Here is a 14,468-nt window from a genome sequence, read left to right as displayed (position 1 = left end):
TCGGTCCCTTTCGAGATCGAGGCGCGTTTGTCCATGTCCTTGTTATCCTCCGTCGGTACACGTATCGGCCGTCAGTTCGACCGTAACCGGGCGCGGGTGCGGCATTTGCGACAGCGTGTTTTCGACCGGCAGGCGCTCGTGCAGGCTGGCCAGACGCCGTTTGAGATCATCCACGACGACGGTCTGGTGTCGTTGCGCTATTACCCGCCGTTGGCCGAGAAAGAAATCGTGCTCGCCAATGGCAGCCGCGTCGCGGTGGCCCAGACGGCACAACGCACGCCGCTGGTGATCGTGCCGCCGCTGGCGGTGAACATGCTCATCTACGATCTGTTCCCCGAGCGCAGCCTGGTGCGGTATCTGCGCGCCCGCGGCTTCGAGTTGTATCTCGTGGATTGGGGCCGTCCCGGCCGCGGCCAGGATGATCTGCATCTGGCGGATTATTTCGATCGGCTGTTGCCGGCCGCGCTGGATCGTGTGCGTGCGCACAGTGGCGTCGAGCGGTTGAATCTGCACGGCTGGAGTTTCGGCGGCCTGTTCAGTCTTTGTCATGCCGCGATCGCGCCGCAGGGAATCGCCAACCTCGTGCTCGTGGGCGCGCCGGTGGATTACCACGACAACGGCGTGCTCGGCGAGCGCTACAAGGCATTGGCCCGCGCCGGGCACTGGACCCACGACAAGACCGGGCTGACCGCGCATGGCCTGCCCACGTCGTTGTTGCGCTCCCCGGGCGTATTGAACTCGCTGGTGTTCAAGGCGACGAGTCCGAGCGCCGCGATTCGCAGCTATATGGGCCTTCTAGCGAATCTGCATGACGAAGACTACGTCAGCAATCACGCCACCAACGCCGCCTTTCTCGACGACATGGTGGCCTACCCAGGCGGTGTGGTGGCTGATTTCATCGATTATCTGTGGATCGACAACGTGCTCGGTGAAGGCCATCTGCCCATGCCCGATCCACCCGCCGACCTGTCGGACGTGCAGGCGCCGATTCTCAATATCAGCGGGCGGGGCGACCCAATCGTCACGCCATCCTGCAGTTAGGCGATGACGCGTTTCGTGGCCACCGACGATGTGACTTGCCGTACGATCAAGGGTGGGCATGTGGGCATCGTGTCCAGCGAAACGGCCTTGGCCGAAACCTGGGGCGAGATTGCGGATTGGCTGATCGCACGTGACTAGAAATTTACTATCGGTGTCGACTAGCCGCTGTTAGAGCGGGTGGCTACACTCGGACCAGATAAAAAATAGTGCGGGACGAGGGGCAGCGAATGGCGGAAGACGCAGACAGTATCGTGGTCGGCGCAGGGCTGGCCGGGCTGGTCGCAGCCGCCGAGCTGGCGGACGCCGGCAAGTCCGTTTTGATCGTCGAACAGGAAGGCGAGAACTCGATCGGCGGCCAGGCGTTCTGGTCGCTCGGCGGGCTGTTCATGATCGATACGCCCGAGCAACGGCGCATGCGCATCAAGGACAGTCCGGAACTCGCGCTCAATGACTGGCTCGGCTCGGCCGCCTTCGATCGTGACGAGGATTACTGGCCGCGCAAGGTCGCCGAGGCGTTCATCGAATTCTCCGCGGGCGAAATGCGGCCCTGGTTGTACGAACAGGGCATGCGCTGGTTTCCGGTCGTGGGCTGGGCCGAGCGGGGTGGTTCACTGGCCAGCGGGCACGGCAACTCGGTGCCGCGTTTTCATCTGACCTGGGGCACCGGCCCCGGCACGGTGGCGCCGTTCGAACGCCGCGTGCGCGAACACATGCAAAGCGGGCGGATCACGCTCAAGTGCCGGCATCAGGTCAGCCGGCTGATCATGACCGACGGCGCGGCCACCGGCGTGGCCGGCGAGGTCCTCGCGCCGAGCACCGTCGAGCGGGGCCAGCAATCCAGCCGCGACATCCAAGGCGAATTCGAATTCAGTGCCGGCGCGGTGCTGGTCACGGCCGGGGGCATCGGCGGCAATCACGAACGCGTGCGGGCCAACTGGCCGGTCGAACGACTGGGGCCGGCGCCGGCGCACATGATTTCGGGCGTGCCGCATCACGTGGACGGACGCATGCTCGATATCAGCCGTGACGCGGGCGCGGCGATTATCAACAGCGATCGCATGTGGCACTACACCGAAGGCATCAAGAACTGGGATCCGATCTGGCCCATGCACGGCATTCGTATCATTCCCGGGCCGTCTTCGTTGTGGTTCGATGCGACCGGCCAGCGCCTGGCCGCCCCCTGTCTGCCGGGCTTCGATACGCTATCCACACTGCGCGAAATTCTGGCAACGGGCTACGACTACTCCTGGTTCGTACTCACCCAGAAGATCATCGAAAAAGAGTTTGCCCTGTCGGGTTCCGAACAGAATCCGGACATGACCTCGCAGCAGTGGCGCGAAGTGCTCAAGAGCCGACTGTCGAAAGGCGCGCCGCCGCCGGTCGAGGCGTTCAAGCAGCACGGCGAGGATTTCGTCGTGGCCGACAACCTCGACGAACTGGTGGCGGGCATGAACCGGCTGGCCGGCAGCGATCTGATCGATCGCGCTGCGCTCGAAGCCCAGATCGTGGCCCGAGATGCCCAGATCGACAACGCCTATTCAAAGGATGCCCAGATCACGGCCATCTACGGCGCGCGCCGGTATCTCGGCGACAAGCTCTTTCGTACCGCCACGCCGCACAAGCTGCTCGATGCCGCCAACGGCCCGCTGATCGCGGTGCGTCTGCATATCCTCACCCGCAAGACGCTGGGCGGCCTGCATACCAATCTCGACGGGCAGGTGCTCGATGGATCAGGCCAGCCGATTCCCGGCCTGTATGCGGCCGGCGAAGTCGCCGGTTTCGGCGGCGGCGGCTATCACGGCTACAACGCGCTCGAAGGCACATTCCTCGGCGGCTGCATCTTTTCCGGGCGCTGTGCCGGCCGGCATGCGGCCGCACAACTCTAGGAATATCCGCTAGTCGATCACCCGCAGCGTAACGGGTGCTACGCCGCTACGAATCATGCCGATTTGTTCAGCCGCGCGCCGCGACAGGTCGATGATGCGTCCGCGCGTATAGGGCCCGCGGTCGTTGATGGTCACAACGACATGGCGGCCGTTGTTCTCATTGGTGACTTGCACCCGGGTACCAAAAGGCAGGCTCCGGTGGGCGGCGGTCAGACGGCGCGAATCGAAGCGCTCGCCGCTGGCCGTGCGGCGCCCGTCGAACGCGCTTGCATAATAGGCCGCCTCGCCGCGCTGATAGATCGCGCCTTGGCTTTGCAGGCTGGCACAGCCGGCCAGCGACGCGAGCAGCACGACGGTTAGCAACACCGCGATTGCGCTAAACCGCGGGCGGCCGGGTTCTTGCATATGTTTCATAGGCGTCGCGAGCCATTCGCGGCGCGCAAGCGATAATACGGTGCGAGGGCCAGGAGAGAGTTTCGTTTATGCGCCATAAGGTTCTGCTTTTCGATCTGGACGGTACGCTCACCGATCCGCGTGAAGGCATCACGCGCTGCGTGCAGTATGCGTTGTCCCGTCAGGGCGTTCAGGTCGACGATCTCGCCCGGCTGGAATGTTTCATCGGGCCGCCACTCAAGCAATCGTTCATCGAATTCTATGGGTTCGACGCGGTGCAGGCACAGGCCGCGGTCGACGATTATCGGGTGCGATTCGGGCGTAGCGGCATGTACGAGAACAGGCTCTATCAGGGCATTGTCGAACTGCTCGCCGCGTTGAAGGGCAGTGGTCGCCAGTTGTTCGTGGCGACTTCCAAGCCCTGGTTCTATGCGCGCCAGATCGTGCAGCATTTCGGGCTGGATTCGTACTTCTGCAGTGTCTACGGCAGCGAACTGGACGGCACGCGTACCGAAAAGCATGCTCTGATCGCGCATATCCTGCGCGAAGAGAAGATCGCGGCCGGCGATGCGCTGATGATCGGCGATCGGTCGTTCGATCTCATGGGTGCGCGTCACAACGGCGTGGCCAACGCGGCGGTGGGGTACGGCTATGGCAGTCGCGCCGAACTCGAGGCCGAAGCGCCCGACTACTATTTCCCCACGTTGGCCGATATGCAGCGCACGCTGTTGTCCTGTCGCGCCTGACAGCATCCGCTATTTTTCCATACGCTAGCGTATTGCGCTAATCTTTGCGCTTTGATTTGTGCAAGGATTTCGAAGATGACCGATGCCGATGCGCGTACGCCGCTATCGCAACTGCTGGCGGGCATGACCTGTGATGACGATGTCTGTCGTGTTCATGTGCCGGATGACTGGCTGCAAGGGCGCGCCATTTACGGCGGATTGACCGCGGCGCTGTGTCTGCAGTCGATCTACGAGCAGCACGGCCGGGACTTGCCGCCCCTGCGTAGCGCGCTGCTGAGTTTCATCGGCCCCGCCGGGCCCGATGTGGCCCTGCGCCCGGTGGTGGTGCGCCAGGGCAAGTCCACGGCGTTCATCACGGTCGACATGCTCAGCGACGACAAGATCGCCGCGCGTGCCACCTTCTGCTTCGGCAAGGCACGGGATTCGAAAGTGGACCAGGCCGATCTTGCAGCGCCGAAGGTGGCTGACCCCGATGCGTGTGAGTCCTTCTTCGAGCGCGCCGGCGGCACCGCCCCGAATTTCACCCAGCATTTCGAAGGCCGTTTCGCCGGCGGCTCGATGCCGGTCAGCGGATCGGATAATCCCGAATATGTCATCTGGCTACGCCACCGGGACGCTGAAATCGACCCGGTGGTGGTGGGCCTGGCGGCCCTGGCAGATGCGCTGCCGCCGGCGGCGATGGCCAGTTTCAGCGAGTTGGCGCCGATCAGCACCATGACGTGGATGTTCGATGTGCTCGACGACGACCCGCGTACCGAAAACGGCTGGTGGTTGAGCCAGAGCGTGGCCGAGCACAGCGCCGATGGCTATTCCTCGCAGGCCATGCGGGTCTGGAATCATGCCGGCCAGCCGATCGTGGTGGGTCGCCAGAACGTCGCGATTTTCCATTAGGGCCCTGCCGCAGGACGCCAGCGCCTGGCGTCTCGGCATTTAAACGGATGGTTGCACCGCGGCGGCAGAACTAGAGTCGGGAGCGTTTATCCCCAAGGAGTTCTGCCGCCATGAGTGATCAGAAGCAGCCCAAGCAGTCCCAGTCCGAACAGCCCGGCGACGAGTCGGCCATGCGGCCCGAGCCGGAATATATCCGTGATAGCTATCGGGCCACGGATCGGCTCAAGGGCAAGGTCGCGCTCATCACCGGCGGTGATAGCGGCATCGGGCGCGCGGTCGCGGTGCATTACGCCGCAGAAGGCGCGGATGTGGCGATCGTGCATCTGGAAGAGCACGACGATGCCGCCGAGACGCAACGCCTGGTCGAAGCCCGCGGCGCGCGTTGTACGGTATATGCCGGCGACGTCGGGGATCCCGCGTTCTGTTATCAGCTGGCCGATGACGTGCTGGCCGCGTTCGGGCGCGTGAATATCCTGGTCAACAATGCCGCTGAGCAGTACGACTGGGACGATATCACCGAGATTCCCGACGACCAGCTGCTGCGCACCTTCCAGACCAACATCTTCAGCCACTTCTATCTGTGCAAGGCGTTATCGGCGCAGATGGGCGAGGGCGATACGATCATCGCCACCTCGTCGGTGAATGCCTTCAAGGGCAACGATACGCTCATCGATTATTCAGCCACCAAGGGCGCGATCCAGGGGCTGGTGCGTTCGCTCGCCCAGTCGCTGGTCGGGCGTGGCATACGCGTGAATGCGGTCGCGCCCGGCCCAGTCTGGACGCCGCTCATTCCGGCAAGCTTCGACGCTGAAAAAACCGCCCACTTCGGTGGCCAGGTGCCCATGGATCGGGCCGCGCAGCCCAGTGAAATCGCTCCGGCCTATGTCTATCTGGCCTGTGAAGAGTCGTCCTACATGAGCGGCCAGACGCTGCATCTCAACGGCGGGGTCATTCTCAATACCTAAGGCAGCCAAGCTGCCAGCGACCGCGGCTCAACAGCGGCTTTCCCCAAGCCTGGACACAGCATCGTCTGTGTCCAGGCTTTTTTGTGCCCGGGCGAAACTGTCATGCCAGTTTCATTGACGGGATCGATAATATGAATAACAATCATTCTCATTAACAGGGGTGTCGCGTAATTCGACTGTGGCACCGGGTTCATTTCGTCAGGGAGAGACGTGGGGAATGTCGGATTTCGAACACAAGGCAGCGCACGCGCAAATCAACCGCCGGTTCTGGGTGCATATCGCCGTCTGTAGCGCACTCGGCCTCGGGATATCGGTGTTACCGGCGAGCGCGTTCGCGCAGTCGGGTGATTCTGAAAACGCCGACGGCGCCGTCGAATCGCTGCCCACGATTGATGCCGGCAGCAACGACGGCGCGAGGAATCAGCGCCTGGGTTCGCAGACGCTGGCCCCGCTGATGGTCGAAGGCGAGGCGATCAACAGTGCGGACGCGCCCACCACCGGCTATTCCGCCGATGCCACGCGCGCGGCGACCAAGACCGATACGCCCTTGATCGAAACGCCGCAGGCCATCGACGTGGTTCCGCGTGAGCAGGTTGAAGATCAGGGCGCGCGCACGATCAACAATGCGCTGCGCTATACGCCCGGCGTATTCACCGGCCTGGCGGGCTCGTCGTCGCGCCAGACCACCATCGCACTGCGCGGTTTTCCGGGCGGTGATATCAACAACACCTTCCTCGATGGCATGCGCCTGGCCAACGATCCCGGCGCCTATTCGAACATCCAGATCGATCCGTTCTTTCTCGAGCGCATCGACGTGATCAAGGGCGCGCTCTCGGCACTCTATGGGCGCGCCCAGCCGGGCGGGCTGGTCAACTATGTCACCAAGAAGCCGCTCGACGAACAGCAGGGCCTGGCCCGGGTTTATGGCGGCAGTTTCGGCACCTACGGCGCGGGCCTCGATGTGACCGGGCCTTTGCCGAACGCGGATATCGGTAATTACCGGGTGACGGTCAGCGGCGAAACCAGCGATACCCAGTACGACGTGGTCGAGCGCGAACGCTTCACGATCATGCCGCAGGTCAGCTTCAATCTCGCCGACGACACCTCGCTGTTGTTGCAGGCCTATATCCAGCGCGACCCGGAAGGTGGCTTCCATGGGTCGGTGCCCTACGACATCAGCGTGAACGGCGATCGCTTCGGCCGCACGGTGGATGACGAATGGGTGGATAGCGCACGCAACTACGAAGATTTCGACCGCGATATCAACCTGTTCTCGTTCCAGCTCGATCACGAAGTCAACGACAACGTGACGCTGACCTCGAAAGGTCGATACTCCGACGTCGATACCTCGCTGAAGCAGGTTTATCAGAACGGCTTCACCGCCGACCCCAGCGATCCGCCGGCCACGCTAACGCGTTTCTACTCCCGGGCCGAAGAAAATCTCAAGGCGCTGAGCTTCGATAACTACGGCGAAGTCGCATTCGATACCGGCGATATCGAGCATCGTATGGTCGTCGGTTTCGGCTACGAAGAGCGCGACAACACGGTACGTTATGCGGGCGGCTTTCAGGCGACCTCGCTGGATCCGTTCGACCCGAACTACGGCGGCGCCCCGATTCTCGACGACGACAGCCTGCTTGCACCCAATGATCGCAAGACCCGCCAGGTCGGCTTCTATCTGCAGGATCAGATGGAATGGAACCGGTTCCATCTCGTGCTGGGCGGGCGCCAGGATTATCTCAAGCGTGAATACGTCAACGGCACCAGCGGCGAACGCACCGATCGTAGCGACGATGCATTTACCGGGCGTGCTGCATTGCTCTATCAGTCTCGCTTTGGGTTGTCGCCCTATGTGTCCTATAGCGAAGGCTTCAACCCGACGGCCTATACGCCGGCCAACGGCAGCGTGGCGCCGCCCGTGGAAAGCCATCAATACGAAGCCGGTCTGAAATACCAGCCACCCGGCGTGGATGCGATGTTTACGTTGGCGGTCTACGACCTCACGCAGGAAAACGTGTTGCAGCGTTTCGCCGTGAGCCCGCCCCGCTTCGATAGCGTGGGCGACGTACAGTCCAAAGGCATCGAGTTGTCCGCGCGTGCAGATATCACCGACAGACTCAACGTAATCGCCTCCTACTCGAATAGCGATGTCGAGTATCAGGACAGCGTGCCCGATCAGGGTGTGATTGCCGGCAATACCTTCACCCGTACGCCGGATCAGCTGGCCTCCGCCTGGGCGAAATACGACCTGACTTCCGCGATCGATGTGGGCGCCGGCGTGCGCTATGTGGGCGAAAGCTATGCCGATGCCGCGAACAACGTGAAAGTGCCGGACTACACCCTGGGCGACGCCATGGTCAGCGTGAAGCTGGGCGAATTCGCGCCGTCACTTGACGGGGCGACGCTGCGGTTGAACGCCAACAACGTATTCGACAAGGAATACGTCGAGGCCTGCTTCAGCCCCAACAACTGCTACTACGGCTATGCCCGCGAGGTGATCGCTACGCTGGATTATCAGTTCTAGGGTTTTGACCCACTCATGAGGTGGCCCGTCGTCGCGACGATGACGGGCCGCTGATATGTCGAAATAAAAGCGAGGGGAGAAGGGCCGCGCAGCCTGCGTGCGCGGGATCGTGCGTTTTTATCTCGAAAAGGAGGCCTGCGTGTTGCGCACCTCGAATCAGACGGCATCGATACACGGCGAACAGTCGATCGAAGCAGCCGAAACCGCCCGCCGGGCGCAGATATTCAACGAACACAATCTCGACCTGTTTCGTGACCAGGTCGATCAGGCCGCCGACGCGGTGGCTGCGGCCATGCGGCGCGCCAAGCGTGTACATAGCGGGGTTCTGCCCAGCGAACTCGCGCCCGACTTCGAAAAGCTCGACCTCGATGACACCTGTGATGACATGGGCGCGGCGTTGGCCGAGCTACGTCGGCTGTATCTCGATCACGCAGTGTATTTTCATCATCCGCGTTATGCCGCCCATCTGAACTGCCCGGTGCTGGTGCCCTCCATCGCCGCCGAGGTCGTGCTCAGTGCCATCAACTCGTCGCTGGATACCTGGGACCAGGGCGCGGGGGCGACGTTCATCGAACAAAAGCTCATCGCATGGACGGCCGAACGCGCGGGTCTGGGCGAGGCCGCCGACGGCGTGTTTACCAGCGGCGGGACGCAATCGAATCTCATGGCCATGCTGCTCATGCGCGACGGCTGGTGTGCACGCCAATACGGCCACGGCACGGTGCAGAAGCAGGGACTGCCGGCCGAGGCGGCCAGGCTGCGCGTGTTCGTCTCCGAGGTCAGCCACTTCAGTCTGTCCAAGGCCGCAGCACTGTTGGGCATGGGTCATGATGCGATCGTGGCCGTGCCCTGCGATGCGGCCCGACGCATGGATATCGATGCGCTGAAAACCGCGATCGCCGATTGCCGTGCAAACGGCGATATTCCGATTGCGGTCGCGGCCACCTGTGGCACGACGGACTTCGGCAGTATCGACGACATGCAGAGCATCGGCGATATCTGTCGCGCCGAAAAGCTCTGGATGCACGTCGACGCGGCCTACGGCTGTGGGCTGCTGGTTTCGAACCGCCATGGCCACAAGTGTGCCGGTATCGACAACGCCGATTCGCTGACCGTGGATTACCACAAGGCGTTCTTCCAGCCAGTCAGCTGCAGTGCGTTCATCGTGCGTCGCGGCGCCGACCTGGGGCTGATCACCCATCATGCGGATTACCTGAACCCGCGCGAAGCGGCGGCCGGTACGCCCGATCAGGTCAACAAATCGCTGCAGACCACCAAGCGTTTCGATGCGCTCAAGCTGTGGCTGACACTGCGTACGCTGGGTGCCGATACGATCGGCGAGGCCTTCGACGGCGCGGTGGCGCTGGCCCGTGCGACCTACGAGCTCATGCTCGCCGAGCCACGCCTGGAACTGTTGCACCGCCCCGAACTGAGCACGATCGTGTTTCGTTACCGGCCGTGCCTGACTACATCTGAAGCCGCGCTGGACCGGCTCAACCAAACCATCCGCTCGCAGCTGGCACGCGACGGCGAAGCCATGATCGCGGCCACCAAGGTCGACGGACGTCGCTATCTCAAGTTCACGCTGCTCAATCCGGCGACCACGCCCGCCCAGATGAGCGAGATCGTCGATCTGATCGTGGCCTACGGCATGGCCGCCGAGACCGGCGCGCCGTCGATCGCCGTCGAGTCGAGCGCGAACCGAGGGTATCGCCGTCATGGATGAGCTCGATCGACCCATCCACGACGTGGCCGGTATCGGTATCGGGCCGTTCAATCTCGGTCTGGCCGCGCTCGCCGCACCCATCGACGATCTCGACGCGGTGTTCATCGACGAAAACGCGCATTTCGACTGGCATCCGGGTCTGCTGCTCGACGGCGCGACCCTGCAGACGCCGTTCATGGCGGATCTGGTCACGCTGGCCGATCCGACCAGCGAATACAGTTTTCTCAACTACCTGAAGCAGACCGGGCGGATCTACGCGTTCTATATTCGCGAAAACTTCTTCATGCTCCGGCGCGAATACAACCAATACTGTCGCTGGGTTGCCGAGCGACTGGATAACCTCGTCTTTGCCACGCGGGTGGTGGCCACCGACTACGATGACGCCAACGCCTGCTACGTGCTCACCCTCGAGGATACCGCCAGCGGCGAGCGACGTGCGCTCTACGCCCGGGCGTTGGTGCTCGGCAGCGGCCCCGATCGGTATGTGCCGGCGTGCTGTCGCGACCTGGACCAACGCGCGATCCATGCCTGCGAATTCGGCCCGGCAAGCGAGCGTCTCCAGGCCAGCGATTCGATCACCGTGGTCGGCAGTGGTCAGAGCGCGGCCGAGGTCTTTCATGCCCTGCTGCTGGAGCAGGAACGCCACGGCTATCGGCTGGACTGGTTCACCCGCTCGCCGCGTTTCTTTGCGCTGAACTACGACAAACTCACCTTGGAGATGACCTCGCCGGAGTATGTCGACTATTTCCATGGCCTGTCGGAACACCGGCGCCACAAGCTCGGCGAGGAACACAAGGCGCTCTACAAGGGCATCGACGAGTCGTTGATCAACACCATCTACGACTTGATGTACGAACGCGACGTGGCCGGCACGCTGGATGTTGGCCTACAGGCGAATGTGGAATTGCGCGATGCCCGCAATTCCGCCGATGGCCTTGGCGTGGAGCTGGACTTCTTCCAGCACGAGCAGGGCGCGGGTTTCACCCATCGCAGCGAGCGCGTGGTGCTGGCCACCGGTTTTGCCTATCGCGTGCCGGACTATATCGACGGAATCGCCGATCGTATCCGCTGGGATGCCCAGGGGCGTTTCGATGCATCGCGTTACTACGCAGTCGACCACGACAACGCCGAGATCTTCGTACAGAACGCCGAAATTCATACCCATGGTTTCGTCACGCCCGATCTGGGCATGGCCTGTTATCGCAATGCCTGCATTCTGCGGGCGTTGACTGGCGTCGAGCACTACCCGATCGAGCAGCGCATCGCATTCCAGCATTTCGCGGTGAATACGCCCGGCGCGCCGGCCACGGATCGACGCCGTGCCCCGGCTTGAGCGGCCCGTACATCGGTCGACTTCGATCTTTTCAACTTCAAGCAAGGAAACCCGCGTGAGCGATAGCCCCGTGCTTCAGGCACGCCAGATTCCTGGTATCGGCGAACTGGCGATCACGCCATTCGATATCGAGCGCCATGTGCCCACGGCCCACGCCTGGCTGCGTAGCGACCATGCCCGTTTCTGGGGCATGCAGTCGCTGGATGCAGACCAGATTCGAGATTACTTCACCGACGTGGAAGCCGCGCCCGATTTCGATGCCTTCATCGGCCTGCATGAGGAGCGGCCCACGTTTCTCATGGAGCGCTATGCGCCGGCCGCCGAAGCCGTCGGCGCGCACTACGATGTGCAGCCCGGCGATATCGGCATGCATGTGCTGGTCGCCCCGGCCGACAAGCGCATCCCCGGATTCACCTGGGCGGTGTTCGTTCAGATCATGGATTTTCTGTTCAGCGACGCGCGCGTCGAGCGCGTGGTGGTCGAGCCGGACGTCACCAACGAAGCGATTCATCCGATCAACCGTCGGGCCGGCTTCGTCTACCACCGTCAGGTCGCATTGCCGGGCAAGACCGCCTGGTTTGCGACCTGTACGCGCGCCGATTACCGCGACGCACTCTGCGACTTCACAGCCAAGGATTCTGCCTGATGACCCGTATGCCCATCACCGCCACCGAACAGGCCATCGCCCATCTCGACGAACGTACCTGGCGTGCGGCCAATACCCGTATGGTCACGAAGATGCTCAGCGAATTCAGCCACGAATTGTTGATCACGCCGGCGCCAGAGGCAGGCAACGACGGTATCTATACGCTGGCACTCGAACAGGGCGTGCAGTATCGCTTTGCTGCGCGTGTGCTCGAACTCGAACACTGGCATATCGAACCGGGCACACTGGAAAAGACGGTCGACGACGTGCCCGCGGCCCTGGATGCGGTCATGCTCGTCACCGAGCTGCGCGACGTGCTGGGCATCGGCCCGGCCGCGCTGCCCATCTATCTGGAAGAAATCACCGCCACGCTCTACAGCATCGCCTACAAGATCGTGCATGGCGGGCCGGTGGCCGCCGATTTCGTCGACGGCGACTTTCAGCGTATCGAAGCAGCAATGACCGAAGGCCACCCCGCCTTCGTGGCCAATAGCGGGCGTATCGGCTTCGACAGTATCGACTATCGTGCCTATACGCCGGAAGCCGCCGCGCCCATCCGGCTGGTCTGGGTCGCGGCCCATATCAGTCGTGCCGAGTTCGCCTGCAGCGCGGACCGCAGTTACGCCGAACATATGGCTGCCGAGCTGGACGGCGCAACCCATGCCGCGTTCACCGAGCGCCTGGCCGATGCTGGACTGGATGTCGCCGACTATCTGCTTATGCCCGTGCATCCCTGGCAATGGCACAACAAGCTGGTCTATCTGTTTGCCGGCGAGATCGCGAGCCGGCATCTGGTTTATCTCGGCTTCGGTCAGGACACCTACCAGGCCCAGCAATCGATACGCACGCTGTTCAATCGCGACAATCCGGCGCGCTGCTATGTGAAGATGGCGCTATCGATTCTGAATATGGGCTTCACCCGTGGCCTGTCGCCGTATTACATGCGCGGCACGCCCGAGATCAACGACTGGATCGACACGCTGATACGTAGCGATGCCTATCTGCAGACCAAGGGCTTTTCCATCCTGCGCGAAGTCGCCTCTATCGGTTACCGCCATCCGCAGTTCGAAGCGGCCGCGCCGAAAACCGACGCCTACAACAAAATGCTGGCCGCGCTCTGGCGGGAAAGCCCGATCAACCAGATCGAGAAAGGTCAGCGCCTGATGACCATGGCCGCGCTGCTGCATCGTGACGCCGATGATGTGTCCGTGATCGGCGCGCTCATCGATGCCTCACCGCTGGATATCGACAGCTGGCTGGCGCGCTATCTGGACGCGTACATGAGCCCGCTACTGCACTGTTTCTACGCCCACGATCTGGTGTTCATGCCGCACGGCGAGAACATCATTCTGGTGCTGGAAGACAATGTGCCGGTACGCGCGATCATGAAGGATATCGCCGAAGAGGTCGGCATCATGAACACCGAGGTCGAGCTGCCCGGCGAGGTTGCCCGGTTATCGGTCGAGGTGCCGGAAGAGCTGAAGGTGCTCAGCCTGTTTACCGATCTGTTCGACCTGATCTTTCGTTATATCGGCGCAATCCTGCATACCGAACGCGGCTATTCGCAGCAGGCGTTCTGGCAGCAGGTGGCCAACTGCGTGCACGACTATCAGGCTGCCCATCCGGAATTCGCCGCCAAGTTCGCGCGCTACGACCTGTTCGCGCCCGAGTTCAAGCGCTCCTGTTTGAACCGGCTGCAACTGCGCAACAACGCCCAGATGATCGATCTGGACGATCCGGCCGGTAATCTGCAGTTTGCCGGTACGCTGGCCAACCCGATCGCACGGCCGCCGGCTTAGCCGCCGGCCAGCGCGGGCGCATCGCAGGCTTCAGGCCACCCAGGCCTGGGCCGAGTCGCGGTCGGCCGAGCGAAAGGTTTCGCATTCGGTGTTCGGCGAGAGCTTGTCGATCACCGTGGTGGCGGTCCGAATGCCTTCCACGTCGGACACCACGGCCAGCTTGTCGAAACGCTCCCAGTGCTTGATCGCGTCCTTGAGTTCGTTGAACGCGGTCGACGCCGACATGCCGCCCAGCGACTTGATTTCCACATACAGGCGCAGTTTGTCGTGCTTGGCCAGCTGTTCTTCCATTTTGGACAGCACATTCGAAAAATCGCGGGAATTGATTTCGCCGTCGATTTCGATGGGCACGACATAGTCGACATCGGGCTTGAACGGGGCAATACGTAGCATCGTGTAGCTCTACGGTTTCGAAATGAACCGTCACGCTATCAGAGATGGCCGGCGTTTCGATGACACGGGGCGAGGTGCGCCGGGCAGCCCGTGCGACACTCGGCGATCTGATTCGACACGAGCCG

At 62.4% G+C, this 14,468-nt stretch carries 13 protein-coding genes; 11 read left to right on the top strand and 2 right to left on the bottom strand.

Going from position 1 to position 14,468, the window contains the following annotated elements:
• The first annotated feature begins 33 nt into the window (after positions 1-33).
• The 3 genes from S4A8_RS00940 (at position 34) to S4A8_RS00930 (ending at position 2,927) form a co-directional block, all read left to right on the top strand.
• Positions 34-1,041, top strand: coding sequence for an alpha/beta fold hydrolase (locus tag S4A8_RS00940; protein WP_353218669.1), 1,008 nt, complete (start codon positions 34-36; stop codon positions 1,039-1,041).
• Positions 1,042-1,044: 3 nt separating this feature from the next.
• Positions 1,045-1,179 carry a hypothetical protein gene (locus S4A8_RS00935; protein ID WP_353218668.1) on the top strand — a complete coding sequence of 45 codons (135 nt, stop codon included), beginning with the start codon at positions 1,045-1,047 and terminating at the stop codon, positions 1,177-1,179.
• Positions 1,180-1,268: 89 nt separating this feature from the next.
• Positions 1,269-2,927 carry an FAD-binding dehydrogenase gene (locus S4A8_RS00930; protein WP_353218667.1) on the top strand — a complete coding sequence of 553 codons (1,659 nt, stop codon included), beginning with the start codon at positions 1,269-1,271 and terminating at the stop codon, positions 2,925-2,927.
• Positions 2,928-2,936: 9 nt separating this feature from the next.
• Here the strand turns inward: S4A8_RS00930 and S4A8_RS00925 are convergent, their stop codons facing one another.
• Positions 2,937-3,332 carry a septal ring lytic transglycosylase RlpA family protein gene (locus S4A8_RS00925; protein ID WP_502950691.1) on the bottom strand — a complete coding sequence of 132 codons (396 nt, stop codon included), beginning with the start codon at positions 3,330-3,332 and terminating at the stop codon, positions 2,937-2,939.
• A 77-nt stretch (positions 3,333-3,409) separates the two neighbouring features.
• Here S4A8_RS00925 and S4A8_RS00920 point away from each other — a divergent pair, with 77 nt between their 5' ends.
• From S4A8_RS00920 to S4A8_RS00885, 8 genes are all read left to right on the top strand, one after another.
• Positions 3,410-4,066, top strand: coding sequence for an HAD hydrolase-like protein (locus tag S4A8_RS00920; protein ID WP_353177029.1), 657 nt, complete (start codon positions 3,410-3,412; stop codon positions 4,064-4,066).
• Between the two features lie 75 nt (positions 4,067-4,141).
• Positions 4,142-4,957 (top strand): thioesterase family protein, encoded by an 816-nt coding sequence (locus S4A8_RS00915; RefSeq protein WP_353218665.1) that lies wholly within the window; start codon positions 4,142-4,144, stop codon positions 4,955-4,957.
• A 110-nt stretch (positions 4,958-5,067) separates the two neighbouring features.
• Positions 5,068-5,922 carry an SDR family oxidoreductase gene (locus tag S4A8_RS00910; RefSeq protein ID WP_353218664.1) on the top strand — a complete coding sequence of 285 codons (855 nt, stop codon included), beginning with the start codon at positions 5,068-5,070 and terminating at the stop codon, positions 5,920-5,922.
• Between the two features lie 217 nt (positions 5,923-6,139).
• Positions 6,140-8,446: a TonB-dependent siderophore receptor gene (locus S4A8_RS00905; protein ID WP_353218663.1), complete on the top strand. Its 2,307-nt coding sequence runs from the start codon at positions 6,140-6,142 to the stop codon at positions 8,444-8,446.
• 142 nt (positions 8,447-8,588) lie between these two features.
• Positions 8,589-10,172, top strand: coding sequence for a pyridoxal phosphate-dependent decarboxylase family protein (locus tag S4A8_RS00900; protein ID WP_502950690.1), 1,584 nt, complete (start codon positions 8,589-8,591; stop codon positions 10,170-10,172).
• Positions 10,165-11,505 (top strand): lysine N(6)-hydroxylase/L-ornithine N(5)-oxygenase family protein, encoded by a 1,341-nt coding sequence (locus S4A8_RS00895; RefSeq protein ID WP_353218661.1) that lies wholly within the window; start codon positions 10,165-10,167, stop codon positions 11,503-11,505. Before S4A8_RS00900 ends, S4A8_RS00895 begins: the two co-directional genes overlap by 8 nt.
• Before the next feature lie 55 nt (positions 11,506-11,560).
• Positions 11,561-12,151, top strand: a complete 591-nt coding sequence (locus tag S4A8_RS00890) for a GNAT family N-acetyltransferase (protein WP_353218660.1) — start codon at positions 11,561-11,563, stop codon at positions 12,149-12,151.
• A complete protein-coding gene (locus tag S4A8_RS00885) occupies positions 12,151-13,950 on the top strand; it encodes an IucA/IucC family protein (protein WP_353218659.1) in 1,800 nt (599 codons plus the stop codon). The genes S4A8_RS00890 and S4A8_RS00885 overlap by 1 nt, the downstream gene beginning before the upstream one ends.
• A 30-nt stretch (positions 13,951-13,980) precedes the next feature.
• On the opposite strand, the gene S4A8_RS00880 is transcribed toward S4A8_RS00885, so the two are convergent.
• Entirely contained in the window at positions 13,981-14,343 is a 363-nt protein-coding gene (locus S4A8_RS00880; protein ID WP_353177040.1) for a SpoIIAA family protein, read from the bottom strand.
• Positions 14,344-14,468 lie beyond the last annotated feature (125 nt).

The sequence above is a fragment of the Salinisphaera sp. S4-8 genome (assembly GCF_040361235.1).
Taxonomy (GTDB): Bacteria; Pseudomonadota; Gammaproteobacteria; order Nevskiales; family Salinisphaeraceae; genus Salinisphaera.
The sequence above is the reverse complement of the archived record's forward strand: the minus strand, read 5'-3'. Positions and strand labels throughout refer to the sequence as shown.

Excerpts from the sequence above, each read along its gene's own strand:
- S4A8_RS00925 (WP_502950691.1), bottom strand. The coding sequence starts at position 3,332 with ATGCAAGAACCCGGCCGCCCGCGGTTTAGCGCAATCGCGGTGTTGCTA.
- S4A8_RS00885 (WP_353218659.1), top strand. The coding sequence starts at position 12,151 with ATGACCCGTATGCCCATCACCGCCACCGAACAGGCCATCGCCCATCTC.
- S4A8_RS00910 (WP_353218664.1), top strand. The coding sequence starts at position 5,068 with ATGAGTGATCAGAAGCAGCCCAAGCAGTCCCAGTCCGAACAGCCCGGC.
- S4A8_RS00935 (WP_353218668.1), top strand. The coding sequence starts at position 1,045 with ATGACGCGTTTCGTGGCCACCGACGATGTGACTTGCCGTACGATCAAG.
- S4A8_RS00920 (WP_353177029.1), top strand. The coding sequence starts at position 3,410 with ATGCGCCATAAGGTTCTGCTTTTCGATCTGGACGGTACGCTCACCGAT.
- S4A8_RS00880 (WP_353177040.1), bottom strand. The coding sequence starts at position 14,343 with ATGCTACGTATTGCCCCGTTCAAGCCCGATGTCGACTATGTCGTGCCC.
- S4A8_RS00915 (WP_353218665.1), top strand. The coding sequence starts at position 4,142 with ATGACCGATGCCGATGCGCGTACGCCGCTATCGCAACTGCTGGCGGGC.
- S4A8_RS00905 (WP_353218663.1), top strand. The coding sequence starts at position 6,140 with ATGTCGGATTTCGAACACAAGGCAGCGCACGCGCAAATCAACCGCCGG.
- S4A8_RS00895 (WP_353218661.1), top strand. The coding sequence starts at position 10,165 with ATGGATGAGCTCGATCGACCCATCCACGACGTGGCCGGTATCGGTATC.
- S4A8_RS00930 (WP_353218667.1), top strand. The coding sequence starts at position 1,269 with ATGGCGGAAGACGCAGACAGTATCGTGGTCGGCGCAGGGCTGGCCGGG.
- S4A8_RS00940 (WP_353218669.1), top strand. The coding sequence starts at position 34 with ATGTCCTTGTTATCCTCCGTCGGTACACGTATCGGCCGTCAGTTCGAC.